Raw genomic sequence first — 26,356 nt, forward strand, 5'->3', positions numbered from 1 at the left:
GGCACGGTTCGTACTGGGAGGCTCACCCATTGCGGGACCGCAGCTCCTTACTCGGAAGAACGATTCGGGACGGGACGGTCAGGCCGTCCCGTGTCGCTCAATAGTAAAGGACTCGCAAAACAAAGCAATGTGGCGTCCGGCACGATCCCGGCCGGGGGCCTCCCCGCGCCGTGGGTCGGCGCCCCTACCGGACGTCCGTGAAGTCCGTCCCCACGGTGAGGGTCACGAGCCCGGGCGCGGCCTGCGCCGACTGCCGCGCCGCGGCGTCCGGCAGGCGCGAGGCGAGGACCCTGGCCTGCGGGCCGAGGCCGCCGGGGTACTCCACCGTCGTCCTGGCCGTGGTCTCCGGCGCGTTGCCGACGGCGGCGACGGTGAAGCCGGCCGTACGGAGCGTCTCGGCGACCGCGGCGGCCCTGCCCGACGTGCCCGTGCCGTTGAGGACCTGGACGCGGACGGTGTGCGCGTAGAGCGGGTTCCTGGTGGCGGCCTCCAGCTGCTTCTTACTCACCTCCTTGTCCCGGGCCAGGGAGCCGAACAGGTCGGACGCCTGCGGGTACTGCCACACCACGTTGGCCCGGTCCGCCGGGACGTCCGCCTGGCGGGGGTAGTTCGGTACGGTCAGGAAGGCCAGCCGGTCCTTGGGGATGCCCTTGATCTCGGAGGCCAGCGCGTACAGCGGCTTGATCCCGGCCAGCGGTTCGTCGGTCGTCAGCGACTTGGTGGCCGAGTCGAGGAACCCGTACAGCGCCTTCGGGCTGGTCAGCTTCTGCTGCGCCTTGGCGGCCACCGCCTCCATGAACTCCTGCTGCCTGCCGATCCGGCCGAGGTCGGAGCCGTCCCCGACGCTGTAGCGCGTGCGGACGTACCCGAGCGCCTTCTCGTCGCGCACGGTCTGGCAGCCGGCCTCCAGGTCGAGGTGCGCCTTCTTGTCGTGGATCGCGGTCTCCGGGCAGACCTCGATGCCGTCCAGCGCGTTGACCATGCCCTTGAAGCCCTGGAAGTCGACGGACATGAAGTGGTCGATGCGCAGGCCGGTGTTGCGCTCCACCGTCCTGATGGTGCACGCGGCGGCCCCGGCCACGTCACCACTCGTACCGCCGATGGCGAACGCCTCGTTGATCTTGAAGTGGTGGGGGGCGGACTCGCTGCCGTTCCCCCGGTCGCAGGCGGGGATGGTGACCCAGGAGTCGCGCGGCAGGGAGACGACGGTGGCCCAGTCCCGGTCGGCGGCGATGTGCAGCACCATCAGCGTGTCCGACTGCATCGTGGTCAGGTCGCTGCCGTACTTCGCGTTGGCGCCCTTCCGCGAGTCGGACCCCACGACCAGGATGTTCTGTGAACCGGGGCTGGAGTTGACCGGCCGGCCGCCGCCGATCTTGCCGTCGACGTCCGCGCCGTGGATGTTGCCGTCCAGGCGCTGGTAGATCCAGGTCCCCGCGCCGCCCGCCCCGAGGGCCCCGACGGCCAGCACCCCGCAGATCCAGACCGCCACCCGGCCGCGCCGGGTGAGCCTGGTCCGGCCCGGCCCGGCGCCTCCCCGGCGCCCCCTGCTCGCGGCGCCGGGCCGCCGCCCCCTGGTTTCCGTCCCCACCTGGTCCTCCGTGCCCCGCTCCCCGTCCGGTCCGTCCTCCGGCCCGGCCGTCGCCCGCTGCGACGGACCGACTCTACAGGCGTGTAGAAGCGGCAGGTCAGCTTTCCGTGCCGTCCCCGGGGGCTCCGCCGGATTCCGGGCCTCCGCCTGATTCCGTGCCGCTGCCGGAGAGCAGGGCGCGCAGCACCCGCTCGTCGTGGGGGGAGAGGGCCGAGACGAACCGGGAGAGCACCGCGTCCCGGTCGTCGCGCTCGTCCAGGAGCCGCCGCATCCGCAGCGCGGTGAGGCCCGCCCCGTCGGCGACCGGGGTCCAGAGGAAGGAGCGGCCCGACCGGGTGCGGGTGACGGCCTGCTTGTCGAGGAGGCGGGTGAGGATCGTGATCACCGTCGTGTACGCGAGGTCGCCGTCGAGGCGCTCCTGCACCCAGGTGGCGGTCACCGGGCCGGTCGCTGACCCGAGGACGGCGAGCACCTGTGCCTCCAGCTGGCCCTGGCCCCGCCTGCGGGTGCGGGACTCCCGCCCCGGCCCGTCGCCGCTCCCGGTGCCCGCTGTGTCTCCGGCGTCCCCGGCGTTCCCCACCACGAAACGGCCTCCTCCCACGCTGCCGCGCCAGGCGACCTGGTGCCGGGGCATCCTAACCAGCGCCGCCGGGGTGTGACCCGGGGTGCGACGGCGCACTTCTACAGTGTTGTAGATGCGTGGCCGGCCCCGCCACCCCGGGGATCGCGCGGCGCTCGTCAGCCGAGCGCGCGCTCCAGGAACGGCGTCATCAGCGCGGCCACGGCGGTCAGTTCGCTCTCCAGCAGGAAGTGGCCGCCGTCCAGCAGGTGGATCTCCGCGTCCGGCAGGTCACGGCGGAAGGCCCGCGCCCCGTCCGGGCCGAAGATCTCGTCGTTACGGCCCCAGACGGCGAGCAGCGGGACCTGCGACGAGCGGAAGTACGCGTGCACGTCCTCGTACAGGCCCACGTTGGTCGGGTACTCGCGGAAGAGCTTGAGCTGCACCTCGTCGTTGCCGGGCCGGCTCACGGCGGCGTGGTCGTGGGCCCAGGTGTCGGGGCTCACGAGGCTCGGGTCCGGTACGCCGTGGACGTACTGCCACCGGATCGTGTCCGGGGTGAGCGCGTCGCGCAGCGGCGCCGACCTCTCCTCGGTGGGATCGGCGGCGTACTCCCAGAGCGGCTTCCAGAAGGACTCCACGAAGCCTTCCACGTACGCGTTGCCGTTCTGCGTGACGATCGCGGTGATCCGCGACGGGTCGCGCAGCGCCAGCCGCCATCCCACCGGCGCGCCGTAGTCCTGGACGTACATCGCGAACCGCTCGACGCCGGTCGCGCGCAGGAAGCCCTCGACCGAGTCGGCGAGCGCGTCGAAGGTGTAGTCGAACTCCTCCACCGGCGGGGCGTCGCTGAGGCCGAAGCCCAACAGGTCGGGCGCGACGACGTGGTAGCGGTCGGCCAGCAGCGGGATGAGGTCGCGGTACATGAAGGAACTCGCCGGGAATCCGTGCAGGAGGACGACGGCGGGCGCCCCGGGGTCGCCCGCCTCGCGGTAGAAGACCCGCCGGCCGTCGACGTCGATGCTGCGGTGGTGCACTGCGGACATGACTAACCTCCAAGGTGCTTCAAGCTGGTTAGTCCAGCCAAGCAGGCGACACTAACCGTGTCAAGCTTGTAAGGTGGTTAGAGCGCCGGTGGGGAGCCGGGACCGGCGGAATCGTGAAAGGAGGCGGGCGGCGGCATGGAGGACAGCGTCGTGGTCGACCTGCTCAACACCACCCCCGTCGTCGACGGCCGAACGGTGGACCGGCTCGCGGACGACGCCGCGGCCGACGCCTGGCTGACCGCGCACGGCGGTGGGACCGGCGGAGCCGGGGAACGGGCCGCGCTGCGGAGCGTGCGCCGGGACCTCCAGGCGGTGGTACGGGGTCAGCGGCCCGCCACGATCCTCAACGCGGCCCTGGCGGACGTCGGTCAGCACCCGGTGATCGACGGCGACGGCCTGCGCTGGGACCTGTACGCGCCCCCCGAGCGCGCCCTCCCCGCCCGGATCGTGCTGGCCTGGGCCGCGCTGTCCGCGCGCATGCCCGGACGGCTGCGCCCCTGCGCCAACGACGAGTGCGATCTCTTCCTGCTCGACCGCAGCCGCTCCAACACCGCCCGCTGGTGCTCGATGACCACCTGCGGCAACCGCCTCAAGGCCCGCCGCCACCAGGCCCGCCGCACCGACGCCTGACGCGCCGTGCGCTCCGTCACGGGCCGGGGGGCGGCCCGTCCGCCGGTGACACGCCCCGGTCGCGTACGAAGAGGGTGACCCGCGCCCCGGTGACCCGGGTTGTTTCCCACGGCCGGAAGTACCGCCGCAAGGTGCGCGTCTTCGCCTCCTCCCGCGCGTCCGACGGTGAATGCTCACCCGCCGGGTCACGGACGACGACGATCCGGTCGAACCGCAGCATGCGCGCCGCGATCTCGGCGGCGGGAAGCTCCACACCGGCGAGCGTGTCCGAGGAGACGGCGTCGCGCGCCAGGGCCAGATCCGTCAGGAGGCGGGTGCCCCCGGGGTCCGCCCCGGTCCAGACGCGGTGCCGGCCGGACAGATAGAGCAGACCGTCGCCGGGACGGCCCTCCCTCCGTACGGCGGCGCCGATGGCGACGACGTCGTCGTGCTGGCTCCCGGGCGTCCGCAGGAAGAGAGCGGCCGGCAGGAGCGAGGCCAGGACGGCGAGCGCCGCGACCCAGGACGTCCGGGAGGACGGCCGCAGCCGGAGGACATGATCCGTCCACGCGCCCAGCAGCAACGCGAATCCGGTGCAGCTGTAGAGGACGTACCGCTCGGCGAAGAGCGGCTCGACGGGGGAGAGGAGCAGCAGCAGAAGGCCCGGGAGCACCAGGATCGGCAGCGCCAGCGCGGACAGCCGGACCGGCCCTCTCCCCTCCAGCGGCGCCCGGGCACACACCGCGCCCACCGCCGCCAGGACCAGGAAGCCGGCCAGCCGCACCGGCCCCGGCCAGCCGATCCACGACACCTGCCCCGCCTGCCCGGAACTGCGCACGGCCAGCGGCAGCAGCCCCGTCACCACGGCCGCGGCGGTCGCGCTCCACGCCCGGAGCACCGGCCGTGCCGCACCCGAGACGATCAGGGTCACGCCGTGCGCCACCAGGGCCAGGACCGCGAACTCGTGGAGCAGACAGGCCAGCAGCAGGGTGGAGCCGTAGACCACCCACCGCCGCCGGGAGCGGTGCGCGACACTGCCGACCAGCGCGTACGTGGCCCAGGTGACCAGGGCGCACACCATGGCGTACGAACGCCCCTCCTGCGCGTACTGCTGGATCTGGGGGAGGAGCGGGAACACCAGCCCGGCGAGCAGCCCCGCACGGGGTCCCGCGAGGCGCCGCCCCAGCAGCCCGACCCCGGCCGCCGCGAGGGACATCGCCAGCACGGAGGGCAGCCGCAGGGTCAGCAGCCCGCCGCCGAAGAGACCGAAGATCTCGTGCATCACGGCGTAGTAGAGGGCGTGCACCAGATCCACGTGCTGTGTCGTGTGCCATATCCGCGAAAGGCCGCGGTGGGCGAGTTGGTACGTGACCGACTCGTCCCCCCACATGCTGTCGCGCCTGCGGATGCCCCAGAGCCCGAGAGCGACGGTCAGCGCCACGGGCCCGACCACGACCAGGGCGTCGGGCGGGTGTGGGGCGCTCCGGCGGCCGGCGGGCGGGGACGTTCGGGGCGGTGCGAAGGCTGAGGACACGCCGCCACCGTGCCCGGACCTCGTTGACCGGGGCCTGACCCGACCTGACCGGCTCGTCAGGAAGCCCCCGGGGCGGTGTGCGAAGCTGCACCGCATGCGCATTCTGGTGGTCGAGGACGAGGTGGACCTCGCCCGCACCCTGCACACCGGTCTGACCGCCGAGGGCTACAGCGTCGATCTCGCCCATGACGGCCGGCAAGGACTGTGGATGGCCAGGACCGGCGCGTACGCCCTTGTCGTCCTGGACCTCATGCTGCCGGGGCTCAACGGCTACAAGGTCTGCGCCCAGTTGCGCCGGGAGGGCAACGCGACCCCCATCCTGGTGCTCACCGCGAAGGACGGGGACTGGGACCAGGCGGAGGCCCTGGACACCGGGGCCGACGACTACCTGGCGAAACCGTTCTCCTACGTTGTCCTCGTCGCGCGGCTGCGGGCGCTGGTCCGACGGGCCGCCGCGACGGCCCCGCCCGTCCTCGCCGTGGGCGACCTCTCCCTGGACATCGCCGCGCGGGTCTGCCGCCGGGCCGGGACCCGGGTGGAGCTGACGCCCCGGGAGTTCGCCGTGCTGGAGCTGCTGGCCCGCCGGGAGGGCCAGGCGGTCCCCAAGGCGGACCTCCTCTACCACGCGTGGCCCGACGAGGCGTGGGACCCCAACCTGGTGGAGGCGCGGGTCAGCTCGCTCCGCAAGAAGGTGGACGCCGCGTTCGGCCGCCGGTCCCTGGAGACCGTACGGGGCGTCGGCTACCGGCTGGTGGACGACCGTGAGCGCGGCTGAGCCGCGCCGCCGCTGGCCGCGTTCGGTACGGGCCAGGGCGGCGCTGGCCGCCGCGGCGGCCGCGGCCGTCGTCCTGGCCGGAATCGGCTGGTGGGTGCACCGCGACGTCTACCACCGGAGCACGGAGATCACCGACACCCAGGCCCAGGAACAGCTCTGGGATCTTGTCGACCAGCTGCACGAGGGTGCCGTCCCCGGTCGCAGGAGCGCCCTTCCGTACGAGATCGTCGCGAGCGGCCGGCGCTCCGCCGTGGCCTACGGCGGGGCCATGGAGTCCTTCGACCCCGGCATCCGCCATGTGCTGCCCTCCCCGCCGGTGGACGGGGCGTCCGGGTACTGGGACATCCGTACCCTCCGCCTGCCGGTGCGCCGTCCCTGGGATCCCGGCGAGAGGTCCGCACTGCCCGACGGGTCCTACCGGGTCATGACCGCCGATGTCCGGGCCGACGAACTCGGCCGGGACAAGGCCGCCGCGCTGGGTGTCGCCCCCGCTGCCAAACTGCGGGTCTACGTGGTGCTCGTCCCCGACCCGGCCGAGGCGCTCGCCCGGACGACCGACGGCCTGCTGCTACGGGCCGGGGGCGCCGGTCTCGTACTGATCGCCGCTGTCGCCTACGTCGCCACCCGGCTCGCGCTCCGGCCGGTCGAGGCCATCCGGGTCCGCACCGCCTCCGTCACCGCGAGCGACCCCCGCGAACGCGTGGACGTCCCCGGCACCGGCGACGAGATCGCCGCCCTCGCCACCACCATCAACGCCACCCTCCAACGCCTCGACGACGCGGCCGTCCAGCAGCGCCGTTTCGTCGCGGACGCCGCCCACGAACTGCGCAGCCCCCTCACCACCCTCCTGGCCAGCCTGGAGGTCGCCCTCGCCTACCCGGAGCGCACCGACTGGCCCGCCGCGGCCACCACCGCCGCACGGCAGACCCGCCGCCTCCAGGCCCTCGCCGAGGACCTCCTCCTGCTCGCCCGCCTCGACGCCCGCGCCCCGGTGGTACGGCCCGGCACCGTCGACCTGGCGGCCCTCGCCGCCGCGGTGGCCGGGCAACACGCCGTCACCGGAGGTCCGCCGGCCCTCTCCTGCGACAGCCGGGGCCCGGCCCCCGTGCACGGCGACCGGGACGAGTTCGAACGGCTGCTGCGCAACCTCGTCGACAACGCCGTCCGCCATGCCGCGCACCGCGTCGGGATCACGGTCCGGGACCAGGACGGCTGGATCGTCCTCACGGTGCGGGACGACGGTCCCGGCGTGCCCGCGAAGGACGCCGAGCGCGTCTTCGAACGCTTCGTCCGGCTCGACGACGCCCGCTCCCGCGATCGCGGCGGCGCCGGCCTGGGCCTCGCCATCGCCCGCGACCTGGCCACCCGTCACGGGGGCACCCTCACCCTCGCCCCCGGGTCCCCCGGGGCGTGTTTCGTACTCCGCGTACCGAAGGCCGGCTAGGCCGCGTCCAGGCCGTCCCTTCCGGACCCTGTCCCCACGGACCCCGCCGCCGGCCGCGATCCGCGATCCGCCGCCCGCCGGCCCCAGGTCGTCCCCGCCAGCACCAGCCCGGCCCCCAGCACGCCGGGAGCGCCCAGGTGCTCGCCGCCGAGGGCGATCCCGGTGGCGGCGGCCCACAGCGGTTCCGTACCGAGCAACAGGCTCACCCGGGACGGTGAGGAACGCCGTACCGCCCACATCTGTACGAAGAACGCGGCCAGCGTGCAGAACACCGACAGGAAGAGCAGCGCCGCCCAGTCACCGGCGCCGAAGCCGGCGGCCACCGACCAGGGCGAAGGACCCGTGCCCGGCACCGAGGCCAGGACGGCGAAGACCGCGACCGCGCCGCCGAGCTGGACGGTCGTCAGCGACAGCGAATCGGCGGTGCGCACCGCCCTGACCCGGGCCATCGCCAGCACGTGGACGGTACGGGCCAGCGCGGCCAGCAGCATCAGCAGGTCGCCCGCCGAGGGCGCGGTGAAACCACCGCCCTGGGTCAGCAGCACCACCCCGGCGACCGACAGCCCGGCGGCGGCCACGAAGGACCCCGGCGGCCGCGTCCTGGTCACCACGGCCTCCGCGAGCGGCGTGAAGATCATGGTGAGGCTGATGATGAGCCCGGCGTTGGTCGCCGACGTGTGCACGACGCCGTACGTCTCCAGCAGGAAGATGCCGCTCAGGATCAGCCCCAGCAGCCCCGCCCCGCGCCACTGCGCCGCCGTCAGCGCCCGCAGCCGCCGCCACCCCGCGACCGCCAGGACGGGCAGGACCAGCGCGAAACGCAGCACCAGGACCGCCACCACGGTCCGCGGGGTGGTGACCCCCTTGGCCGCCAGGTAACTGGCACCCCACACGACCGCGATCAGCAGGACCGGCAGGTCGGTCAGCCACGCCCTGCGCGGCACGAAGGAGGGGACGGGGGCGGCGAGCGGCGAGGTCATGGGGTGCGAGGTCTCCGGCGGACGGGGGCGCGGAGACGTCGGCGGCCCGCACGGGGACGGTCACCCTACCGGTCCGCCCCCTCCGTCGGCCCGGTCGCGTTCCTCCCGCAGGCCCGCCGGCTCCCGCGCCAACCGCCGCACGAAGACGTGCTCGTGGTAGATCCGCCCCACCAGCGCCCCGCCGTAGACCACGAAGCCGACACCGACCAGCCACGACTGGAGGACGAGCACCGTGCCGAACGGGCCGTACGTCACCGCGCTCGACGCGATCAGCGGCGAGAACACCAGCCGGGAGAAGCCCCGAAGCCCCAGCAGCCCCAGCGAGGTCGCCACGGAGCCCGGGATCAGCGCCCGCCAGCGGACCCGGCCGGCGAGCAGCAGCCGCTGCGACCACCAGAAGAACAGGAACGCGACGATGACGTCGGCCGTGGTCACGAGAATCGTGTCGATCACGGACCGGGCCCTGACCTGCGTGTTGACGAACGCCACGAGGAACCCGACCAGGACCGCCAGCCACACCACGTGCCGCCAGACCTGGTGCCAGCGCGCCGTCGACAGCTCCCAGACCTTCTCGTACCCCGTCTGCACCGCCGACCCGAAGGTGAGGCCGAACACGGCGAGCGCGGCGAGACCGAACGCGGTCGTCCGCTGGAGCGCCTCGCCCGGCTTGCCGAAGAGCTGCTCGATCTCGCCCTGCGACGACGCCGAGACACCGACGCCCTGGGCGAGCCAGCGGGCGAAGCTCTGCCCGCTGGCCGGGTCGGCCGCGGCGACGAGGATCAGCAGGGGAACGAGCGTGAGGAAACCGAGCGCGGCGAAGGACATGGCCCGGTGCATCAGTTCCGTCTCGCTGCCGCGGCTCACGGTCAGCGCGACGGGAGAGTCCATGATCCTGCGGTACAGGTCCCGGAACCGGTGCGCGTGCCTCGTCACACCGAATCGCTTTCGGGTCATATGTCGTCTACTACCCCGGAGCGGGCCGTGTCGTGTCCAGGGCCCCCGGATGGGTGCCGACGACTGGCCACGGTGCGGCCACCCCGCCCAGGCCCACGGTACGACCGCCACCCGTCGGGACCCCGTCAGACGCCGCCGGACCTGGGCGTTCGCCCGGTCGTGGCACACTGGCGGCCGATCCGCCGAAGGAGCCCACCGTGTCGATGATCCGCAACCTCCGCAGAACCGTGCGCAGGGCCTATCGCCGCACGGTGGACCTGAGCCACCCCGCCCGCTCCCCGCTCGGCAGCGCGGTGGTCAACTGCGTCGTCTACCTGGACGGCGAGCGGCAGATCGACCACTGCGCGGCGGAGGAGGCGCTGCGGCGCGTCCGCAAGGCGGGCACCGGTTTCGTCTGGATCGGGCTGCACGAGCCGGACCGGGAGGAGTTCGCCGGGGTCGCCGAGCTGTTCGACCTCCACCGGCTCGCCGTCGAGGACGCGGTCACCGCCCACCACCGGCCCAAGGCGGACCTGTACGGCGAGACGCTGTTCGCGGTCTTCAAGACCGTCAGCTACGTCGAGCACGAGGAACTGACCGCCACCAGCGAGGTGGTCGACACCGGGGAGCTGATGGTCTTCGCGGGGGCCGACTTCGTGATCACCGTACGGCACGGCCGGCACGGCTCGCTGGGCCCGCTCAGGGAGAACCTCGAAGCGTCCCCCGAGCAGCTCGCCAAGGGCCCCGCCGCCGTCCTGCACGCGATAGCGGACCACATGGTCGACGACTACCTCGGCGTCACGGACGCCATCCAGGACGACATCGACGCGGTCGAGACCGGGGTCTTCTCCGGGCAGGCGTCGCGCGGCGAGGCGGGCCGGATCTACCAGCTCAAGCGGGAACTGCTGGAACTGAAGCGCGCGGTCGCACCGCTGGACCGCCCGCTGCGCAAGCTCGCCACGGAGCCGAGCCGGCTGCTGGACCCCGAGATCCAGAAGTACTTCAGGGACGTCTCGGACCACCTGGCGCGCGTCACCGAGCAGATAGCCGCGTTCGACGGCCTGCTCGACTCCGTCCTCCAGGCCCACCTCGCGCAGGTGACCGTCGCCCAGAACGAGGACATGCGCAAGATCACGGCCTGGGCCGCGATCATCGCCGTACCGACCATGGTCTGCGGGGTCTACGGCATGAACTTCGAACACATGCCGGAGCTGCGGTGGACGTACGGCTACCCGCTCGTCGTCGGGGTGATCGCCGCCGTCTGCTTCGGCGTCCACCGCACCTTCCGGCGCAACGGCTGGCTCTGACAGCCCGTCACGACCCGTCCCCGCGCCGCCCACGACACCGCCCACGACACCGTGCACATCACGACGAGAAGTCAGCACGCTGAGCAGATTCGCACGTGCGCCCCGCTGCGAGCATCCAGTCAGGCCCCGCGGGGCTTGCGCCGGCCCCACCCAGGCCGGCGAGGACAGCGCACGAGGAGCGTTCGATGGGCATCGTCACCACCACCGACGGCACGGACATCTTCCACAAGGACTGGGGCAGCGGGCAGCCGGTCGTCTTCAGCCACGGCTGGCCGCTGAACGCGGACGCCTGGGACGGCCAGCTCAAGCTGGTCGCCGACCACGGCTACCGCGCGATCGCGCACGACCGGCGCGGCCACGGCCGCTCCGCCCAGCCCTGGCAGGGCAACGACATGGACACCTACGCCGACGACCTCGCCCAGGTCATCGAGACGCTCGACCTGCACGACGTCGTGCTCGTCGGGCACTCCACCGGCGGCGGCGAGGTCACCCGTTACATCGGCCGGCACGGCACCGCGCGCGTCGCCAAGGTCGTCCTCCTCGGAGCCGTACCGCCGCTGATGCTGAAGACCGACGCGAACCCCGGCGGACTGCCCGCCGAGGCCTTCGACGCGATCCGGGACGGGGTGCGCGCCGACCGCTCGCAGTTCTACCGCGACCTCAGCGTGCCGTTCTACGGCTTCAACCGGGAGGGAGCGGCGGTCTCCCAGGGCGTCAGGGACGCGTTCTGGCTGATGAGCATGCAGGTGGGGCTCAAGGGAGCGCTCGACTGCGTCCGCGCCTTCTCGGAGACCGACTTCACCGAGGACCTCAAGAAGTTCGACGTCCCGACGCTGGTCGCGCACGGCGACGACGACCAGATCGTCCCCATCGACGCCTCCGCCCGCAGGACCGCCGAACTGATCGAGGACGCCACCCTCAAGGTCTACCCGGGCGCCCCGCACGGCCTGTACGGCTCCTTCGCCGACGCGTTCGACGCCGATCTGCTGGAGTTCCTCGCCCGCTGACCGGCCCGCTGACCGGCCCGCTGACCGGCCCGCTGACCGGACCGCCCCGTACCCGTCCCCCCGTCCCGCCGACCCGTGGTGCAGAGGATCGACGCCAGATGACGAACGTACGCCTCACCCACGTCGGCGGTCCCACGGTGCTGATCGAGTTCGGCGGCTGGCGGCTGCTGACCGACCCCGCGTTCGACGCCCCCGGCCACAAGTACCCCTTCGGCCGGGGGATGTCGGCGCGCAAGACCACCGGGCCCGCGCTCCGCGTCGCCGACCTCCCGCCCATCGACGCCGTGCTGCTCAGCCACGACCAGCACCCCGACAACCTCGACACCACGGGACGCGGGGTGCTCGCGACCGCTGGCGTCGTCGTCACCACCCGCTCCTGCGCCCGGCGGCTGCGCAGGACCGTCCACGGGCTGCGGCCCTGGGGCACCACCACCCTGGAGGGCCCGGGGCGCCCGCCGATCGGGATCACCGCGACCCCCTGCCGCCACGGTCCGCCCCTGTCGGGGCGCCTGTCCGGCGAGGTGACCGGCTTCTCCCTGCGCTGGAGCGGCCAGCGCCACGGCGAGCTGTGGATCTCCGGCGACACCGTGCTGTACCGGGGGGTACGGGAGGTCGCGCGGCGCCTCGACATCGGCACCGCGCTCCTCCACCTGGGCGGCGCCCGGCACACCGCGACCGGGCCCGCGCGCCACTCCATGACCGCGGCGGACGCCGTACAGCTGTGCGGGCTGCTGCGCCCCCGGACCACCGTGCCCGTGCACTACGAGGGCTGGTCGCACTTCCGGCAGGGCCGGATCGCGGTGGCACGCGAGTTCTCCCACGCGCCGCCCGAGGTCCGCACCTCCCTGACCTGGCTCCCCCGGGGCACCGGCACCCAGATCACCGTATGAGCGGACCACGGCGGCATGGGCGGGGCGCCCGCCTCAGCGGCCGTAGCGGCCGCTGCGACGCAGCCGCGCGCCCGCGAACGCCAGGTCGGCGACGAACACGACGATACCGATGACCAGCAGGATCGTGAGGCCCGAAGCGGCCACGCCGATGATGCCCAGCACGACGGCGACCAGGAGCAGGAAGAGGAAGAGGGACAGCATGGTGTGCGCTCCTGATGGTTGATCCTCGGCGGGGGCCGTCAGCGGCGGCCGAGCCGGCGTTCGCCGCCGGCGCCCGTCTTGTACGGCAGCCCGTAGTGCGAGAAGACCCGCGGTTCGTCCTCGGCGAGCAGCTCGCCGTCGGCGTCGATCCACGGCGCTTCCCTGGCCAGCTTCTTGTCCCAGCGCACCTTCAGGTAGCCGGGACCGACCGTGGCCTCGTCCAGCGGTACGAAGACCAGGCGCCGCTTCATGGGCATGCCGATGGTCACCGTCGCGAACGACGGGGCGTCGGTCGCCGTGTCGACGTACACGGCTTCGAGCGTGCCGATCTTCTTCTTCTCGGCGTCGACCACGTCGTGGCCCCGCCATTCCCGGATGTCATCAGCCTCGAACACGTGTCATCCGCCTTCTTGTCCAGCTCTGGTCGAGTGGTGCCGCAAAAGGTCGTTCCTGTACCGGATACCCGCTATTCGCGCCTCCGCTCCTGGCCGGGACCCCGTACCCCCCGATCGGGTCTGTACCCGCCCGCCCGCCGGTCCGCCGGTTACACTGGCGCCAAGACGCCTCAGACCCCGGCTTCCCGCTGTCCCCGGACCCGGGCAGCAGTACTCGCCGCGTCACCGCAGTGGACCCCGGACCGCACCCAGCAGACAACGCGCTGTGTGATCCCGCTGCTCACCTGTTCCCGGTCGGCAGCAGAGATACGCCCTGCGATCTTCCGTCGGAACACCCGCGGCTGTACGTTCCGTACATCCACCGAGCCACCCTGCCTGCGGTCATCACGTCGGCACAAGGCGGTCGTGAACGACCCGAAAGGCGTGGCTGAATGTCCGTCCACACCACTGGTGAACCCACCGTCGTGCAACAGCGGGGGGAGTCCGGCGCCGCCGGCAGCGATTTCTCCCGCCTCTCCAAGGCGATCACGGCGGCCGGCCTGATGCGCCGCCGGCCCTGGTACTACGCGGTCAGGATGTCGCTGGTCGCTCTCTCGTACGCCGCCGCCTGGGCGGCCTTCCTCGTCGTGGGGAACAGCTGGTGGACGCTGGCCGTGGCCGCGCTCCTCGCGGTGGTCTTCGGGCAGGTCGCCCTCGTCGCCCACGACGTCGGCCACCGCCAGGTGTTCCGGCTGCGCAAGGCCAGCGAGCGCACCGGCCGGATCGCCGGGAACCTGGGCATCGGCATGGGGTACGGCTGGTGGCAGGACAAGCACTCCCGGCACCACGCCAACCCGAACCACGAAGAGCTGGACCCGGACGTCAACCCCGACATCTTCGTGTGGTCCCAGGCACAGGCGCGCGAGGCGACCGGGCTGCCCAAGTTCATCGGCCGCCTCCAGGCGTACCTGTTCTTCCCCCTGCTGACGCTCGAAGGCTTCAACCTCCACGTCGCGGGCGTACGGGCGCTGGCCGACCGCACGCTCAAGCAGCGCAGGAAGGAGGGCTTCCTGCTCTTCGCGCACTTCGCCCTGTACCTGGGCGCGCTGTTCGTCGTGCTGCCCCCCGGCAAGGCCGTGCTGTTCCTCGTCGTGCACCAGTGCCTGTTCGGCCTCTACCTGGGCTCGATCTTCGCCCCGAACCACAAGGGCATGCCCACCCTGACCGGTGAGGACCGCCCCGACTTCCTGCGGCGCCAGGTCCTCACCTCGCGCAACGTGCGCGGCGGCTGGTTCACGGACCTCGTGCTGGGCGGGCTGAACTACCAGATCGAGCACCACCTCTTCCCGAGCATGCCGAGCCCGCACCTGCGCAAGGCGCAGCCGATCGTGGCCCGCTTCTGCCAGGAGCACAACATCGGCTACCTGGAGACCGGGCTGATCAACTCCTACCGGCAGGCGCTCAAGAGCCTGCACGACGCGGGAGCGCCCCTGCGGGCCGCCGCCGCGACCCCGGGGCCCCGGGGCTGACCGGCCGCGCCGGGCCGGGGCCGTCCCCGGCCCCGGCCCGTGCTCCGGTCAGGTCCCGGGCGGGTGCCTCCGTCAGCGCGTCTGGAGAACCGACAGGATGTTCCCCGCCGGGTCCGTGAACCACGCGATGTACGGACCGCCGCCGCGGAAGATGCCCTTCTCGTCCGCCTTCAGGCCCGGGTACCGCTCGAAGACCACCCCTCGGGCGGCCAGCGCGTCGACCGCCGCGTCGATGTCGTCCACCGGGAAGTTCAGGACGGTGAAGGTCCCCGGTGTGTGGTGGGGCTTGGGGTAGAGCAGCACGTCGGTGCCGCCGCCCAGCTTGAGGGTGAGGATCCCGTTCTCCTCACTCGTCTCCAGCCCGAGCGTGTCCTCGTAGAACCGCTTCGCCTTCTGCGTGTCGTTCACCGCGAACCCGCTGAACGCCTTGCTCGTGCCGAGCATGGGTGCTCCCTTCGTCTCGCTGGTCGCCCATTGACTACAGTGTCGTAGACAGTCTGCTTCGCGGGTGGACGAGGAACCGGGAGGAGCGTCCCCATGGGCGACGAGAGCGCGGAACGCCGGCCGGCCGGCGAGCTGGAGGCCGAGGTGCTGGCCGCCCTGTGGGCGGCCGGGGAGCCGCTCACGCCCGGCCGGGTCCGGAAGGCGCTCGGGGTGCCGCTGGCCCGTACCACCGTGACCACGATTCTTTCACGGCTCCACGAGAAGGGCACCGTCGCCAGGACCCGGTCGGGCCGCGGCTACGCGTACGCGCCGACCGAGGACGCCCCCGGGCTGACCGCCCGCAGGATGCACTCCGAGCTGGCGAAGGACGAGGACCGCGGCGCGGTCCTCGCGCGCTTCGTCTCCCAGCTCAACGACGAGGACGAGCGCCTGCTGCGCGCGCTGCTCGACGACGGGGAAGCCGGCTGAGGCGCCCGGCTCTACCCCCGGCGCCGACCCCGCCGCCGCGCGGCCGTTCGTACCGTCGTGCTGGTGATCCGGTGCGCCCCCTCAACCACCCCCGCCGATCGGTCCGCCCGACCGGACCGCGGCCGCGGCGGGTCCGCCCGCATTCCACCGGACCCCCGCCGCGCTTTTCCTGACAGCGGGCCGATGCGCGGGGCCCGGCATTGCCGCCGGGTCGATGAGAACCGGAATCGCGCGGTCCATTCGCATGGCGTCCACCGATTCCGCGAGCAGTTCGTATTCAGTGGTGTCGTCGTGCGTGGCGACTCGAATGAGCCGCCCCGCGGCCAAATGTTCACCGACGATATTCTGATGGATCACATCGTCCCGCCACGCCCGCAGCGTATGCGGAACGTCCGGCACGCCCGGTCCGACCGGAGTGAGCGCGGAGGCGGGGAAATGATCGTTCTCGGGACTGGGATCGAGCCGCTCGGCGATCCAGGTCGCCCGGTCCCGCAACCACCACAGTGCAAGAGTCAGAGTGGGTGCGCGATAGGTGCCGAGGGGTACGCCGATACGCTCGCCGCCGCAGACCCCGTATGCGGTGACATGGCACAGGAATTCGTCATGCACGGCCGCTCTCCTCGCGCCGTTCTGTGGAGGCCTGAGGCCTGGTCGGTGGTGTTTCGCAGTGACGCTGTACGGTGCCTCGTAGGGCGATTCCTGGGAGAGCTCTTCATTGATCGGTGGTCGCCCAACTTGCCATTATGTTCATTTCTGATGTGTAGTCACCACACTGTTCTGGCCAGAGTTCGGGTGAATTCCCCGACGCGATGGCCGAAATTCTCGGCCGATCGCCCGCGGGTTATATAGCCGATGGGCTATGTTCGCCGAATGCCCATACCGTTCGACGTTCTCGCGGACCCGAGCCGCCGGACGATTCTCGATCTTCTGCTGGAGCGCCCGCACCTGGTCGGCGAACTCACGGACCGGCTCGGGCTGAGCCAGCCGGGCACCTCCAAGCACCTGCGGGTGCTGCGGGAGGCCGGGCTCGTCCGGGTCAGGCAGGACGCCCAGCGCCGGTGGTACGAACTGCGGCACGAACCCCTCGCGGAGCTCGACTCCTGGCTCCACCAGTACCGGCACCTGTGGTCCGGCGCGCTCGGCGCGCTCGAACGGCATCCCGACGCGACAGAGGACAACTCCCCATGAACACCACCCCGTGGCCCGACTCCCTCACCACCACCGCCGAAGGCAGGACGGTCCTGCGGATGGAGCGGCGTCTCCCGCATGCCCCGGAGCGGGTCTGGGCGGCGATCACCGAACCGGCGAGCCTCGGCCGGTGGTTCCCCGCCGAGGTCTCGGTGGAGCCGCGTCCGGGTGGCGCGCTGACGTTCCGTTTCCCGGGCCCCGGCGCCGAGGGGCCACGCATGACCGGTGAGGTCACCGGCTTCGACGCGCCCCGCCTCTTCGCGTACACGTGGGGGAGCGAGCACCTGAGCTGGACCGTCGTCCCGGAGGGCGACGGGTCGTCACTGACGCTGGTGCACACCTTCGACGACCGTGCGGGCGCGGCGAGCTTCGCGTCCGGCTGGGAGCTGTGCATGGCCGCGCTGGGCCGGCTGCTGGACGGCGAGCCGGTCGCGGTGGGGCGGGACTCGGGCGCGCTCCACGAGTCGTACGTGCACCGGTTCGACCTGGACCGCGGGGTGGCCGAGGCCGTGCCGGGCGGCCGGCGGGTGCGCTTCGAACGGCAGTTGGTGCGGCCGGCCGAGACCGTCTGGGAGATCCTCTCGGCGGGCATCGAGCCGGTGGCGGGGCTGCCGGTGCCGGACGGCTTCACGGCGGAGAAGGTCCCGGCGGGACCGGTCACCGAGGTACGGGCGCCCCGGTCGCTCACGTACACCTGGCAGCCGCACGGGACGGTCGACTGGGAGCTGGCCGAGGGGACGGGGTACGGGGCGCGCCTCGTGCTCACCCAGACCGGCCCGGAGGACTTCGACACGGCCGCCGCCTCGGCGGCCTGGCAGACCCGCATCGAGGAGCTGGCCGCGCGGCTGGTCCGGGCCTGAGGGCGGCCGTACGTCAGCCGCGGGCCGGGCGCGGGCCGGGCGCGCGGCCCGCGGCGTGCAGGGAGCCGAGCAGGGCCAGCGAGTCGGCGTCCGCGCCGCCCGGCTCGGCGGTGCCCACCAGGAGGTACTGCCCGGGCGCGCCCTGGACGTCGAAGGTCTGGTACGTCAGCGTGATCCTGCCGACGTCCGGATGGTCGAACACCTTCGACTTGCGGCCGAGGGCGCCGACGCGGTGGTCGCCCCACAGCGTGGCGAACTCCTCGCTGGCGACGAGGAGTTCCCCGACCACCGCGGCGATCCCCGGGTCGCTCCTGTGGCGGCCCGCGCCCAGCCGCAGCGCCTCGACGGTGTCCCGCGCCACGGTGTCCCACTCGGCGAACAGCTCCCGGGCCGCGGGGTCACGGAACAGGGAGCGCACCATGTGGCGGCGGTCCGCGAGCGGCGAGAGCAGCGCGTCCGCGAGCGCGTTGGAGGCGAGGACGTCCAGGCGGTGGTCGACGACGTACGCGACCGCGGTGGGGAAGGTGTCCATGAGCCGCAGCAGCGCGGGGTCGACCTCGCCGGGGGTGTCCGGTGCTTCCGCCGGCCTCGGTACGAGCCCGGCGAGCCGGTAGGCGTGCCCGCGCCCGTCGGTGTCCAGGCGCAGCGCCCGGGCGAGGGCGTCGACCACGGGCCCTGAGGGGCTTCTCTCGCGGCCCTGTTCGAGGCGGGCGTAGTAGTCGGCGCTGACACCGGCCAGGACGGCGACCTCCTCGCGGCGCAGCCCGGCGACGCGGCGGGAGCCGGAACGGGGCAGGCCCACGTCCTCCGGGGTCAGCCGGGCGCGGCGCGCGCGCAGGAACTCGCCCAGTTCGTAGCCGCTCATCCGTCAACCCTACGTCGGCGGGGTCGCGCCGGCCGGTCCCGTGGCTGCGGGGGCGCGGGCTGTTCGCCGAGCCAGGGAGTGGCACACCCAGGAAGTCCCGCCCTGCCATCCCGGCCCGGTCCGGCGCACGCTGGTGCCGTCCGGCGGACCACCGCCGTCGGCCGTCCTTCTCGGCCACCTCGACCCTCACCGAACGGGCTCTCATGACTGTCGTGTCCTCGACCGTGTCCTCCACCTCCGCCGGCACCACTCCCGGCGGCAAGGTCGTCCTGATCACCGGAGCGAGCAGCGGGATCGGCGAGGCCGCGGCCCGCCGGCTGGCCGCGTCGGGCCACCGGCTGTTCCTCGGCGCCCGGCGGACCGGGCGCGTCGCCGCCGTCGCCGGGGAGATCGAGGCCGCCGGGGGAGTCGCCGGGCATCACGTGCTGGACGTGACCGACCGGGACAGCGTGGCGGCGTTCGTCGAGGCGGCACGGGAGCGGTACGGGCGCGTCGACGTGCTCGTCAACAACGCCGGGATCATGCCGCTGTCGCTGCTGGAGGCGCTGGAGGTCGACGCGTGGGACCGCATGATCGACGTCAATCTGCGCGGCGTGCTGTACGGCATCGCCGCCGTCCTCCCCCTCATGCGGGAGCAGGGCTCGGGGCACGTCGTCAACGTCGCCTCGACCTCCGGGCACCGCGTCGACCCCACCGCCGCCGTCTACAGCGCGACCAAGTTCGCGGTCCGCGCGGTCTCTGAGGGGCTGCGGCAGGAGAGCCGCGACGTGCGCGTCACGGTCATCACGCCCGGCCTGGTCAGCAGTGAGCTGACCGGCGGCATCACCGACCGCGGCGTCCGGGAAGCGGTCGAGGGGCTCATGGAGATCGCCATTCCCGCCGCGGCCGTCGGAGAGGCGATCGCCTATGCCGTCGGCCAGCCCGGTGACGTCGACGTCAGCGAGATCGTCGTCAGGCCCACGGCCCAGGGCTGAGCGACGGCCCGCGTCCGGGGACGGGCGAGCCGCGTCCGGGAACAGGCTGACCGCCTCCTGGGACGGGCGGGCCCGCCTCGCGGGGCGGCGCGCCGCCGCCCCGCCGAGGAGCGGGTGCCGGCCTTGCTCAGAGGTCGAACTCGTGGGGCGGCAGGTCGAGCGCGAAGCAGGCCTCACGGACGACCGCCTGCTCGTCCTTGTCGAAGTCCCCGTCGGCGCCGCCGATGACGATGCCGATCTGGATGACCGCGCGCGCCTCGGCGGGCTTCTTCTTCGCCTTGCCGATCTCCTGGAGGATGCCGACCTTGCCGAACGCGAAGTCCGCCGCCAGCTTGTCCAGCGCGGCGTCGAAGCGGCGCTGGAGGTCCGCCGCCGGGAAGTTCTGGAGCACCTCGTTGCTCGCGATCAGCGACGCGACCCGCTGGCGCTCCGACGGGTCGACCGAGCCGTCCGCCGCGGCGACCAAGGCGCACATGGCCATGCTGGCATCGCGGAACGCACCGCTCTTGAGGTCGTTCTTCTTCGCCGTGAGCTGCGTCTGCATCGTCGCGGCGGATTCCTTGAAGCGGTCCCACAGAGCCATGGCGCCATCTCTCCTCGTGTGTCGTCTACACCTGTCCGGACAACGTCCGGGACACCCCGGGCGTGCCCGCCGAACGGGTGATGTGCGCGACGGAGGGCACTGATTGAACCTTCAATGACGAGGCGTAGGCTGCGAGAGGGTGCGGAACCGCCTCGTGCGTCCGGCCGGAGCCCGCGCACGGCCGTGCGCGCCCGGGCCCGCCCCGTACAACGAGGAGACGAGCCACCGCCATGGCCCCCGCACGACAGTCCCCGGTGTCCCCCCTGGTCGTCCGCTGGTCGCGCGCGGAGGGCGAGCGCGCCGGTACGCCCCTGCTCTTGGCGCTGCACGGCCGGGGCTCCGACGAGCGGGCCTTCTCCGGCATCGCCCCCTACCTTCCCGAAGGCCTCACGATCGCCTTCGTCCGCGCCCCGATCGCCGAGGGTGGCGGCTACGCCTGGTTCACCAACCGGGGGATCGGGCGGCCCGTCGCCGAGTCGATCGCCGACTCCGCCGCACAGGTCCTCGACTGGCTCGACACGGTGGCCGACCGGCACACGTCGGTGAGCGTGCTCGGGTTCTCCGGGGGCATGGCGATGGCCGGCGGCCTGCTGTTCACCCAGCCGGAACGTTTCTCCTCCGCCGTGCTGCTCTCCGGGACCCTGCCCTGGGACGCCGGACTGCCCGCCGGACCCGGCCGCCTGGCCGGGGTGCGGGTCCTATGGGGCCGCGACGAGGCCGACACCGTGATCCCCGCCGATCTGGTGGCCCGCACGGGGCGGTGGCTGCGCGAGGAGTCCGGCGCCGACCTGGCGGAACGGGTCTACCCGGCCCTGGGCCATGCCCTCGGCGAAGGCGAACTGCACGACATTCATACTTTTCTCGCGGAGACGGGCGACCGGCCTTCGTGAGCACCACCATCCCCCGTACCAGGAGCCCGCATGTCCACTGATCCCGCCCCGCACAACGTCGAGTTCCCCAGCGCCGGCGCCACCGCCCACGGCTATCTCGCCCTGCCGCCCGCCGGACACGGCCCCGGCGTCATCGTCATCCAGGAGTGGTGGGGACTGACCGACCACATCAAGGACATCACCGACCGCCTCGCGCGCGACGGCTTCGTCGCCCTGGCGCCCGACCTCTACGGCCGGACGGTGGCGCACGACTCCGCCGAGGCGCTGCGCATGATGAACGCACTCCCCACGGCCCAGGGCGTCGAACAGCTGGAGGGCGCCGTGACGTACCTGCTCTCCCGGGAGGAGACGCGGGGCGACACGGCCGGCGCCGTCGGCTTCTGCATGGGCGGCGGCTTCGTCATCAGCCTCGCCGCCGCGGACGAGCGGATCTCCGCGGCCGTCCCGTTCTACGGCGTCAACCGCGACGGCGTGCCCGACTTCTCGCACCTCAAGGCCGAGATCCTGGGCCACTACGGGGAGTTGGACGAGGGCGTGCCGCCGTCGTCCCTCGTCCCGATCGAGGAGGCCATCAGGGAAGGGGGCTCCGGCATCGTTCCGACGTTCCACCTCTACGCCGGCGCGGGCCACGCCTTCTTCAACGACGGCCGCCCCGAGGCGTACCACGCCGAGGCCGCCGAACTGGCCTGGGCGCGCACCCTCGACTTCCTGCACGCCCAGCTCGACCCGAAGGCCTGACCGAGGACTTCCGGCCTCGCGGGCCGGCCGTCACCGGGCGTCGCGGAACGCCCGCCCCGCGGGGGTGACGGCCGGCCCGCTGCGGTACAGGCCGGTGCTGGGACCGGAGTCGGCCGCGGGCAGGCCGAACCACGCCCAGCGCTGGACGTACGGCAGACCCGCCAGCATCTTGGCCGCCGACGCGAGGAACGCCGCCTGCTGGTCCTCGGTCGGGAAGCGCGGCGTCCCCTGCGAGAAGTCGGTGAGGGCGAACTCGGTCAGCCAGACGGGCTTTCCGTAGCGCGCGTGAACGGCCTCGATGTACGAGCGGAGCTGGCCGACCGCCGCCTCCGTACGGAAGTCGCCCCCGTACCAGTGCAGGGTGACGAAGTCGACGCGGTAGCCGCGGGACTTGGCCCCGCTCATGAAGCGGTCCAGCCACCCTCCCGCCGTGTCCCCGCCGAACGCGACCGCCGGGCTGCCCACGATCTTGCCGGTGTCCTGCACCTTCGGCCAGAGCGCCAGCGCCTGGTCGACCGTCATGTTCGACTGCGCCCCCATGTCCGGCTCGTTGAAGCCGAGGAGGTACGGCCCGGCCGCCCGCGCCCGCGCGAGGTTCGCCGGGTCGACGGAGTCCTTGCCCCAGATCATCGGGACGTACTGCGCCGAGCCGGAACTGACGAACGAGTGGTCGGTGCCCCACGTGTAGTACCACCCGGCGCCCGAGTCGCCGAGCGCCTTGGTCGCGCCCCCGTTCCAGTTCCAGACCCCCACGCCCTTGCGGGCCGACGCCACCGCCGCGGTCCTCGGCGGTGGGGCGGCGGCCCGGCGGGTGGGCTTCGTGGAGGGCGTGGGCTTCGGCTTGGCCTTGGTCTTCGCCTTGGGGGAGGGGGACACCGAGGCGGACGGCGAGGCGGACCGCTTCGGCGGGGCCGACGACGTGGCCGGTACGACGGCGGCGGGCGCGTCCGCGGTCGTCACGGTGTTCTGCTTCGCCGGCGACCCGCCGGGCAGGAACGCGACCACGAGCGCCGCGGCGGCGGCCACCGCCCCCGCCCCGAGCCCCACGGTCAGACCACGCCTGCGCTGCACGGTTTTGCGGGCGGCGCGGCGCCGCCCGGCGCGCCCGCCCGTACCGTGACCGGTCCCGCCGTCGCCGCCGACCACCGTGACGCCGTGCGCCGCGCCCGCGTCGGGGGTGAGTCCCGCCGAGGCCGAGGCGCTCCAGGAGACCGCGTCGGCGGGCAGCGGCAGCAGCGGCAGCCCGCCCAGCAGCCGTTCCACCGGCACCCGCTGGTCGTCGCCCACGCCGCAGACGTCGCACGCCCGCAGGTGACGGGCGAAGCGCTTGCGCCACAGCGGCCCCGGCTCGCCGGGCCACCGCTCGGTCAGCGAGCCCAGACCGGGGCACCCGCTCCCCGGTGTGTCGGCGGCCAGCGCGCGCACGATGCCGCGGCACACCTCTATCTGCTCCCGGAGGCGCTGCACCCGGACCGCGGCGTGCCGGCCGGACAGCCCCAGGGCCTCGGCCAGTTCGGTACGGCTGACCTCGCCGGTCGCCTCCAGCCACCACAGGGACAGCAGGGTGCGGTCGTCCTCGTCCAGCCAGCGCGTCGCCTCCGCGACCTCCCGCCGCTGGTCCGTGAGGCCCAGGCGCAGGATGGTGACGGAGGCGAAGTCGGAGGACGGGTCGGCCACGTGATCGGCCGCCTCCAAGGACGCGGTACGGTCCAGGGCGGCCGCGCGGTGCTGCTCCCGGTCGCGCACCTGCCGTACCGCGATGGCGACCGCCCAGGACCGGAACGCGTCGGGATCGCGCAGCCCCGGCAGCCCCCGCACGATCCTGACCAGCGTCTCCTGGACCACGTCGTCCACATCGCTGTGCCCGTCGAGCGCCCGCCCCACGATGTTGTAGATGAGCGGCATGCCGGCCGCCACCAGGGCGTCCAGCGCCCGCGGATCACCCCCACGGGCGGCGAGCACCGTGGCACGATCGGGTCCATTGCGGTCACTTCGGTACACGACGCTCCACCTTGTTCTCGTCCGTCACTCAGGAGACGGCGCGGCGCGGTGCCGGACAACAGAAAACCAGGTGGAGATTTCTCGGATCGTCGCGGGGTGCGGGGCGCGGGGTGCCGGGCGCGCGGGTCAGCGGCGGCCGCGGCGCGGCGCCCAGCCCGTACCGAGTCCCGCGACGTGCAGCGCGAGCAGCGTCAGGCCGAGGAGCATCAGGCTCGTCGGGGTGAAGATGGCGTGGTCCACCGACGTCTCGGTGCCGTTGATGAGGAAGGCGATCGCGAAGAGCGCCGCCGCTATGAAGCCGAGCATCTGTCTTCTCCCGGTGTTCCGAAGGCCGGCCGCGGGCGGAACGCCGTGGTCGTGCCGTGGCACCCGGGTGCCCCCGGCCGCGCGGATGAATCCTCCGGCGCGTAACAGAACCTGACACGAAGTCAGGCGACCCCTCAGGACGGGCCGGTGCCCCGCCACAGCAGCAGCGCCACGTCGATCCCGGCCACCAGGATCGCCGCGAGGAAGGGCACCTTGGGCCACCGGCGTCCCAGCACCGACCCGCCCGTCGCGGCCACGAGCGCCCCCGCGACGGCGGCGATCCCGAGCGCGCCGGGCCGCCCCGCCGCCAGCAGGACCGTGGCCGCCACCAGCGGGGCCGGCAGCAGCAGCCGTACGCCCGCCGGGCCCAGCCGCTGCGGCCAGCCGCGCACCCCCGTCGCGAGGTCGTCCTCGATGTCCGGCAGGACGTTGCCCAGGTGCGCGCCGACGCCCACCAGCGCGGACGCCGCCACGACCGACCAGGCGGGCGCCGGGGTGCCCGGCAGGCCGAGCGTCACGAAGGCGGGCAGGGAGGCGAATCCGACCGCGTACGGCAGCCACGACCACACCGTCCTCTTGAGCCGCATGTTGTACGCCCAGGCCGCCGCCACCCCGGCCAGGTGGACCGCCCCGGCGAGCGGCCCGTACGCCAGGGACAGCGCCACGCACAGGGCCAGGGCGGCGCGCGCCGCCGAGCCCACGGTCCGCGCGTCGACCGTCCCGTCCGCCACCGGCTTGTCGCTCCGGCGCAGCGCGGTGTCGCGGTCCGCGTCGACCGCGTCGTTGCTCCAGCCCACCGACAACTGGCCCGCCAGGACGGCGGCGGCCACCAGCGCGACGCCGGCGGCGTCCTGCCCCGAGGCCACCGCGAGCCCGGTGACGAGCAGCGTGACCGCCGCCGTGGGGCCGGGGTGACAGGCCCTCAGCAACCCGGCCACCGTGCCGCGCGACCACCGGCCCGGCACCTCGCCGAGCGGCCCGCGGGCCCCCGCCTCTGCTCGCTCGACAGCGTCCATGGCCTCATCGTAGGCCGCCCGCAGACGCGTTGGGGGTGCGTCGGGGGAGGGCTGTACGGGTGACGGGTCCCGCGGCCCGTCAGGCGGCCGCCCAGGGGCTTTCGCGGGGCCGTACAGGCGACTTCGGGTGTGGCCGCGCGGAGCGGGGGCAGGAATGGCACGTCCCACATCCCCCACCCTCGGACCGCAGATGACTCGCATCGCAGCCGTCCATGGAGCTCTGGCTCCGCATCAGCACAGCCAACAAGAGCTCACCGACATGGTCGCGAGGACATGTCTGCCGGTGGGAGCCGACCGCCGGGTTCTGGACCGGGTGCACCGCGGCGCTCGCGTGGACACCCGCCACACGGCACTGCCCCTGGACGCGTACGGGGATCTCAAGGACTTCGGGGCCTGCAACGACGCCTTCATCGCCACGGCCGTACCGCTCGGCGCCGAGGTCGTCGGCGCCGCGCTGGACGAGGCGGGCCTGTCCCCCCGCGACGTCGACCTCGTGATGTTCACCTCGGTCACGGGCATCGCGGCGCCCTCCGTGGACGCCCGGCTGGTGGGGCTGCTCGGCATGCGGCCCGACGTCCGGAGGGTCCCGGTCTTCGGCCTCGGGTGTGTCGCCGGGGCGGCGGGCATCTCCCGGATCGACGACTACCTCCGGGGGCGCCCCGACGACGTGGCGGTGCTGCTCTCGGTCGAACTGTGCTCGCTCACCCTGCAACGTGACGACGTGTCGGGCGCCAACCTGGTCGCCTCCGCGCTCTTCGGGGACGGCGCCGCGGCCGTGGTCGCCACCGGCGCCCGGCGCCGGGGAACGGGGCCGGTCGTCGTCGACACCCGCAGCCACATGTACCCGGACACCCAGGAGGTGATGGGCTGGGACATCACGGGCTCCGGCTTCCGGATCGTGCTGGACGCGGTGGTCCCCGACCTCGTACGGAAGAACCTGGCGCCCGAGGTGGACGCGTTCCTCGCCGACCACGGCCTCACCCGCGACGACATCACCGCGTGGGTGTGCCACCCGGGCGGCCCGAAGGTGCTGGAGGCGATGGAGGAGGTCCTCGAACTGCCCGACGGGGCACTGGACCTGACGTGGCGTTCGCTGGCCGCCGCGGGGAACCTGTCGTCGTCCTCCGTACTGCACGTCCTGCGCGACACACTGGCCGAACGCCGGCCGCCGGCGGGCAGCGCGGGACTGCTGCTCGCCATGGGGCCCGGCTTCTGCTCCGAGATGGTCCTGCTGCGCTGGTAGA

General features: G+C 73.2%; 28 protein-coding genes and 1 pseudogene. 14 read left to right on the forward strand and 15 right to left on the reverse strand.

What is annotated here, in order from left to right; translation table 11 throughout:
* Positions 1-184 precede the first annotated feature (184 nt).
* From HA039_RS31825 to HA039_RS31835, 3 genes are all read right to left on the reverse strand, one after another.
* A complete protein-coding gene (locus tag HA039_RS31825) occupies positions 185-1,591 on the reverse strand; it encodes an LCP family protein (protein WP_481906684.1) in 1,407 nt (468 codons plus the stop codon).
* A 97-nt stretch (positions 1,592-1,688) separates the two neighbouring features.
* Complete coding sequence (locus HA039_RS31830; protein ID WP_425086394.1) at positions 1,689-2,174, reverse strand: BlaI/MecI/CopY family transcriptional regulator; 486 nt, start codon at positions 2,172-2,174, stop codon at positions 1,689-1,691.
* Positions 2,175-2,329: 155 nt separating this feature from the next.
* Entirely contained in the window at positions 2,330-3,196 is an 867-nt protein-coding gene (locus HA039_RS31835) for an alpha/beta fold hydrolase (RefSeq protein ID WP_167035247.1), read from the reverse strand.
* Between the two features lie 135 nt (positions 3,197-3,331).
* Between HA039_RS31835 and HA039_RS31840 the strand changes: the two genes are divergently transcribed.
* Entirely contained in the window at positions 3,332-3,826 is a 495-nt protein-coding gene (locus HA039_RS31840) for a CGNR zinc finger domain-containing protein (protein ID WP_167035249.1), read from the forward strand.
* A 16-nt stretch (positions 3,827-3,842) separates the two neighbouring features.
* Here the strand turns inward: HA039_RS31840 and HA039_RS31845 are convergent, their stop codons facing one another.
* Entirely contained in the window at positions 3,843-5,339 is a 1,497-nt protein-coding gene (locus HA039_RS31845) for a glycosyltransferase family 39 protein (protein WP_341830046.1), read from the reverse strand.
* 94 nt (positions 5,340-5,433) lie between these two features.
* Between HA039_RS31845 and HA039_RS31850 the strand changes: the two genes are divergently transcribed.
* Together HA039_RS31850 and HA039_RS31855 are read left to right on the forward strand one after the other, a co-directional pair.
* Complete coding sequence (locus HA039_RS31850) at positions 5,434-6,114, forward strand: response regulator transcription factor (RefSeq protein WP_167035253.1); 681 nt, start codon at positions 5,434-5,436, stop codon at positions 6,112-6,114.
* Positions 6,101-7,558: a sensor histidine kinase gene (locus tag HA039_RS31855; protein ID WP_167035255.1), complete on the forward strand. Its 1,458-nt coding sequence runs from the start codon at positions 6,101-6,103 to the stop codon at positions 7,556-7,558. The genes HA039_RS31850 and HA039_RS31855 overlap by 14 nt, the downstream gene beginning before the upstream one ends.
* Here the strand turns inward: HA039_RS31855 and HA039_RS31860 are convergent.
* Both HA039_RS31860 and HA039_RS31865 read right to left on the reverse strand, forming a co-directional pair.
* The gene (locus tag HA039_RS31860) at positions 7,555-8,538 is read right to left on the reverse strand and encodes a DMT family transporter (protein WP_167035257.1); all 984 of its coding nucleotides are present in this window, start codon (positions 8,536-8,538) and stop codon (positions 7,555-7,557) included. The genes HA039_RS31855 and HA039_RS31860 overlap by 4 nt on opposite strands.
* A gap of 60 nt (positions 8,539-8,598) precedes the next feature.
* Positions 8,599-9,426 carry a YhjD/YihY/BrkB family envelope integrity protein gene (locus tag HA039_RS31865; RefSeq protein ID WP_425086434.1) on the reverse strand — a complete coding sequence of 276 codons (828 nt, stop codon included), beginning with the start codon at positions 9,424-9,426 and terminating at the stop codon, positions 8,599-8,601.
* A 269-nt stretch (positions 9,427-9,695) separates the two neighbouring features.
* On the opposite strand from HA039_RS31865, the gene HA039_RS31870 reads away from it, so the two are divergent.
* From HA039_RS31870 to HA039_RS31880, 3 genes are all read left to right on the forward strand, one after another.
* Entirely contained in the window at positions 9,696-10,778 is a 1,083-nt protein-coding gene (locus HA039_RS31870; protein ID WP_167037934.1) for a magnesium and cobalt transport protein CorA, read from the forward strand.
* Between the two features lie 185 nt (positions 10,779-10,963).
* Positions 10,964-11,785 carry an alpha/beta fold hydrolase gene (locus HA039_RS31875; protein ID WP_167035261.1) on the forward strand — a complete coding sequence of 274 codons (822 nt, stop codon included), beginning with the start codon at positions 10,964-10,966 and terminating at the stop codon, positions 11,783-11,785.
* Between the two features lie 98 nt (positions 11,786-11,883).
* Positions 11,884-12,675 carry an MBL fold metallo-hydrolase gene (locus HA039_RS31880; protein ID WP_167035263.1) on the forward strand — a complete coding sequence of 264 codons (792 nt, stop codon included), beginning with the start codon at positions 11,884-11,886 and terminating at the stop codon, positions 12,673-12,675.
* 33 nt (positions 12,676-12,708) lie between these two features.
* Here the strand turns inward: HA039_RS31880 and HA039_RS31885 are convergent, their stop codons facing one another.
* Both HA039_RS31885 and HA039_RS31890 read right to left on the reverse strand, forming a co-directional pair.
* Complete coding sequence (locus HA039_RS31885; RefSeq protein ID WP_167021958.1) at positions 12,709-12,876, reverse strand: hypothetical protein; 168 nt, start codon at positions 12,874-12,876, stop codon at positions 12,709-12,711.
* Between the two features lie 38 nt (positions 12,877-12,914).
* Positions 12,915-13,271, reverse strand: a complete 357-nt coding sequence (locus tag HA039_RS31890; protein ID WP_167035265.1) for a PRC-barrel domain-containing protein — start codon at positions 13,269-13,271, stop codon at positions 12,915-12,917.
* A gap of 431 nt (positions 13,272-13,702) precedes the next feature.
* Here HA039_RS31890 and HA039_RS31895 point away from each other — a divergent pair, with 431 nt between their 5' ends.
* The gene (locus HA039_RS31895) at positions 13,703-14,779 is read left to right on the forward strand and encodes a fatty acid desaturase family protein (RefSeq protein ID WP_167035267.1); all 1,077 of its coding nucleotides are present in this window, start codon (positions 13,703-13,705) and stop codon (positions 14,777-14,779) included.
* 72 nt (positions 14,780-14,851) lie between these two features.
* Here the strand turns inward: HA039_RS31895 and HA039_RS31900 are convergent, their stop codons facing one another.
* The gene (locus HA039_RS31900; protein ID WP_167035269.1) at positions 14,852-15,223 is read right to left on the reverse strand and encodes a VOC family protein; all 372 of its coding nucleotides are present in this window, start codon (positions 15,221-15,223) and stop codon (positions 14,852-14,854) included.
* Positions 15,224-15,316: 93 nt separating this feature from the next.
* On the opposite strand from HA039_RS31900, the gene HA039_RS31905 reads away from it, so the two are divergent.
* A complete protein-coding gene (locus tag HA039_RS31905) occupies positions 15,317-15,691 on the forward strand; it encodes a BlaI/MecI/CopY family transcriptional regulator (RefSeq protein WP_167035272.1) in 375 nt (124 codons plus the stop codon).
* A gap of 201 nt (positions 15,692-15,892) precedes the next feature.
* Here the strand turns inward: HA039_RS31905 and HA039_RS31910 are convergent.
* Positions 15,893-16,300 (reverse strand): annotated as a pseudogene (locus HA039_RS31910) (hypothetical protein); the annotation flags it as partial.
* A 261-nt stretch (positions 16,301-16,561) separates the two neighbouring features.
* On the opposite strand from HA039_RS31910, the gene HA039_RS31915 reads away from it, so the two are divergent.
* Both HA039_RS31915 and HA039_RS31920 read left to right on the forward strand, forming a co-directional pair.
* Positions 16,562-16,879 (forward strand): ArsR/SmtB family transcription factor, encoded by a 318-nt coding sequence (locus tag HA039_RS31915; protein ID WP_167035274.1) that lies wholly within the window; start codon positions 16,562-16,564, stop codon positions 16,877-16,879.
* A complete protein-coding gene (locus HA039_RS31920) occupies positions 16,876-17,739 on the forward strand; it encodes an SRPBCC family protein (protein ID WP_167035276.1) in 864 nt (287 codons plus the stop codon). The genes HA039_RS31915 and HA039_RS31920 overlap by 4 nt, the downstream gene beginning before the upstream one ends.
* A gap of 13 nt (positions 17,740-17,752) precedes the next feature.
* Here HA039_RS31920 and HA039_RS31925 read toward each other — a convergent pair whose 3' ends face one another.
* Positions 17,753-18,604, reverse strand: coding sequence for a helix-turn-helix transcriptional regulator (locus HA039_RS31925; RefSeq protein WP_167035278.1), 852 nt, complete (start codon positions 18,602-18,604; stop codon positions 17,753-17,755).
* Positions 18,605-18,807: 203 nt separating this feature from the next.
* Between HA039_RS31925 and HA039_RS31930 the strand changes: the two genes are divergently transcribed.
* On the forward strand, positions 18,808-19,578 hold the full coding sequence (locus HA039_RS31930; RefSeq protein WP_167035280.1) for an SDR family oxidoreductase: 771 nt from the start codon (positions 18,808-18,810) through the stop codon (positions 19,576-19,578).
* Positions 19,579-19,705: 127 nt separating this feature from the next.
* Here HA039_RS31930 and HA039_RS31935 read toward each other — a convergent pair whose 3' ends face one another.
* The gene (locus HA039_RS31935; RefSeq protein ID WP_167035282.1) at positions 19,706-20,161 is read right to left on the reverse strand and encodes a tellurite resistance TerB family protein; all 456 of its coding nucleotides are present in this window, start codon (positions 20,159-20,161) and stop codon (positions 19,706-19,708) included.
* Between the two features lie 230 nt (positions 20,162-20,391).
* Between HA039_RS31935 and HA039_RS31940 the strand changes: the two genes are divergently transcribed.
* Complete coding sequence (locus HA039_RS31940) at positions 20,392-21,051, forward strand: alpha/beta hydrolase (protein WP_167035284.1); 660 nt, start codon at positions 20,392-20,394, stop codon at positions 21,049-21,051.
* 30 nt (positions 21,052-21,081) lie between these two features.
* On the forward strand, positions 21,082-21,789 hold the full coding sequence (locus HA039_RS31945; protein ID WP_167035286.1) for a dienelactone hydrolase family protein: 708 nt from the start codon (positions 21,082-21,084) through the stop codon (positions 21,787-21,789).
* A 30-nt stretch (positions 21,790-21,819) separates the two neighbouring features.
* Here the strand turns inward: HA039_RS31945 and HA039_RS31950 are convergent, their stop codons facing one another.
* The 3 genes from HA039_RS31950 to HA039_RS31960 form a co-directional block, all read right to left on the reverse strand.
* On the reverse strand, positions 21,820-23,751 hold the full coding sequence (locus HA039_RS31950; RefSeq protein WP_167035288.1) for a sigma-70 family RNA polymerase sigma factor: 1,932 nt from the start codon (positions 23,749-23,751) through the stop codon (positions 21,820-21,822).
* A gap of 165 nt (positions 23,752-23,916) precedes the next feature.
* Positions 23,917-24,096, reverse strand: coding sequence for a hypothetical protein (locus tag HA039_RS31955; protein ID WP_167035290.1), 180 nt, complete (start codon positions 24,094-24,096; stop codon positions 23,917-23,919).
* A 134-nt stretch (positions 24,097-24,230) separates the two neighbouring features.
* Entirely contained in the window at positions 24,231-25,112 is an 882-nt protein-coding gene (locus HA039_RS31960; RefSeq protein WP_167035292.1) for a UbiA family prenyltransferase, read from the reverse strand.
* A gap of 190 nt (positions 25,113-25,302) precedes the next feature.
* Between HA039_RS31960 and HA039_RS31965 the strand changes: the two genes are divergently transcribed.
* Positions 25,303-26,355 carry a type III polyketide synthase gene (locus tag HA039_RS31965; protein WP_167035294.1) on the forward strand — a complete coding sequence of 351 codons (1,053 nt, stop codon included), beginning with the start codon at positions 25,303-25,305 and terminating at the stop codon, positions 26,353-26,355.
* The last annotated feature ends 1 nt before the right edge of the window (position 26,356 follow it).

It is taken from the genome of Streptomyces liangshanensis (assembly GCF_011694815.1).
Lineage (GTDB): Bacteria > Actinomycetota > Actinomycetes > Streptomycetales > Streptomycetaceae > Streptomyces > Streptomyces liangshanensis.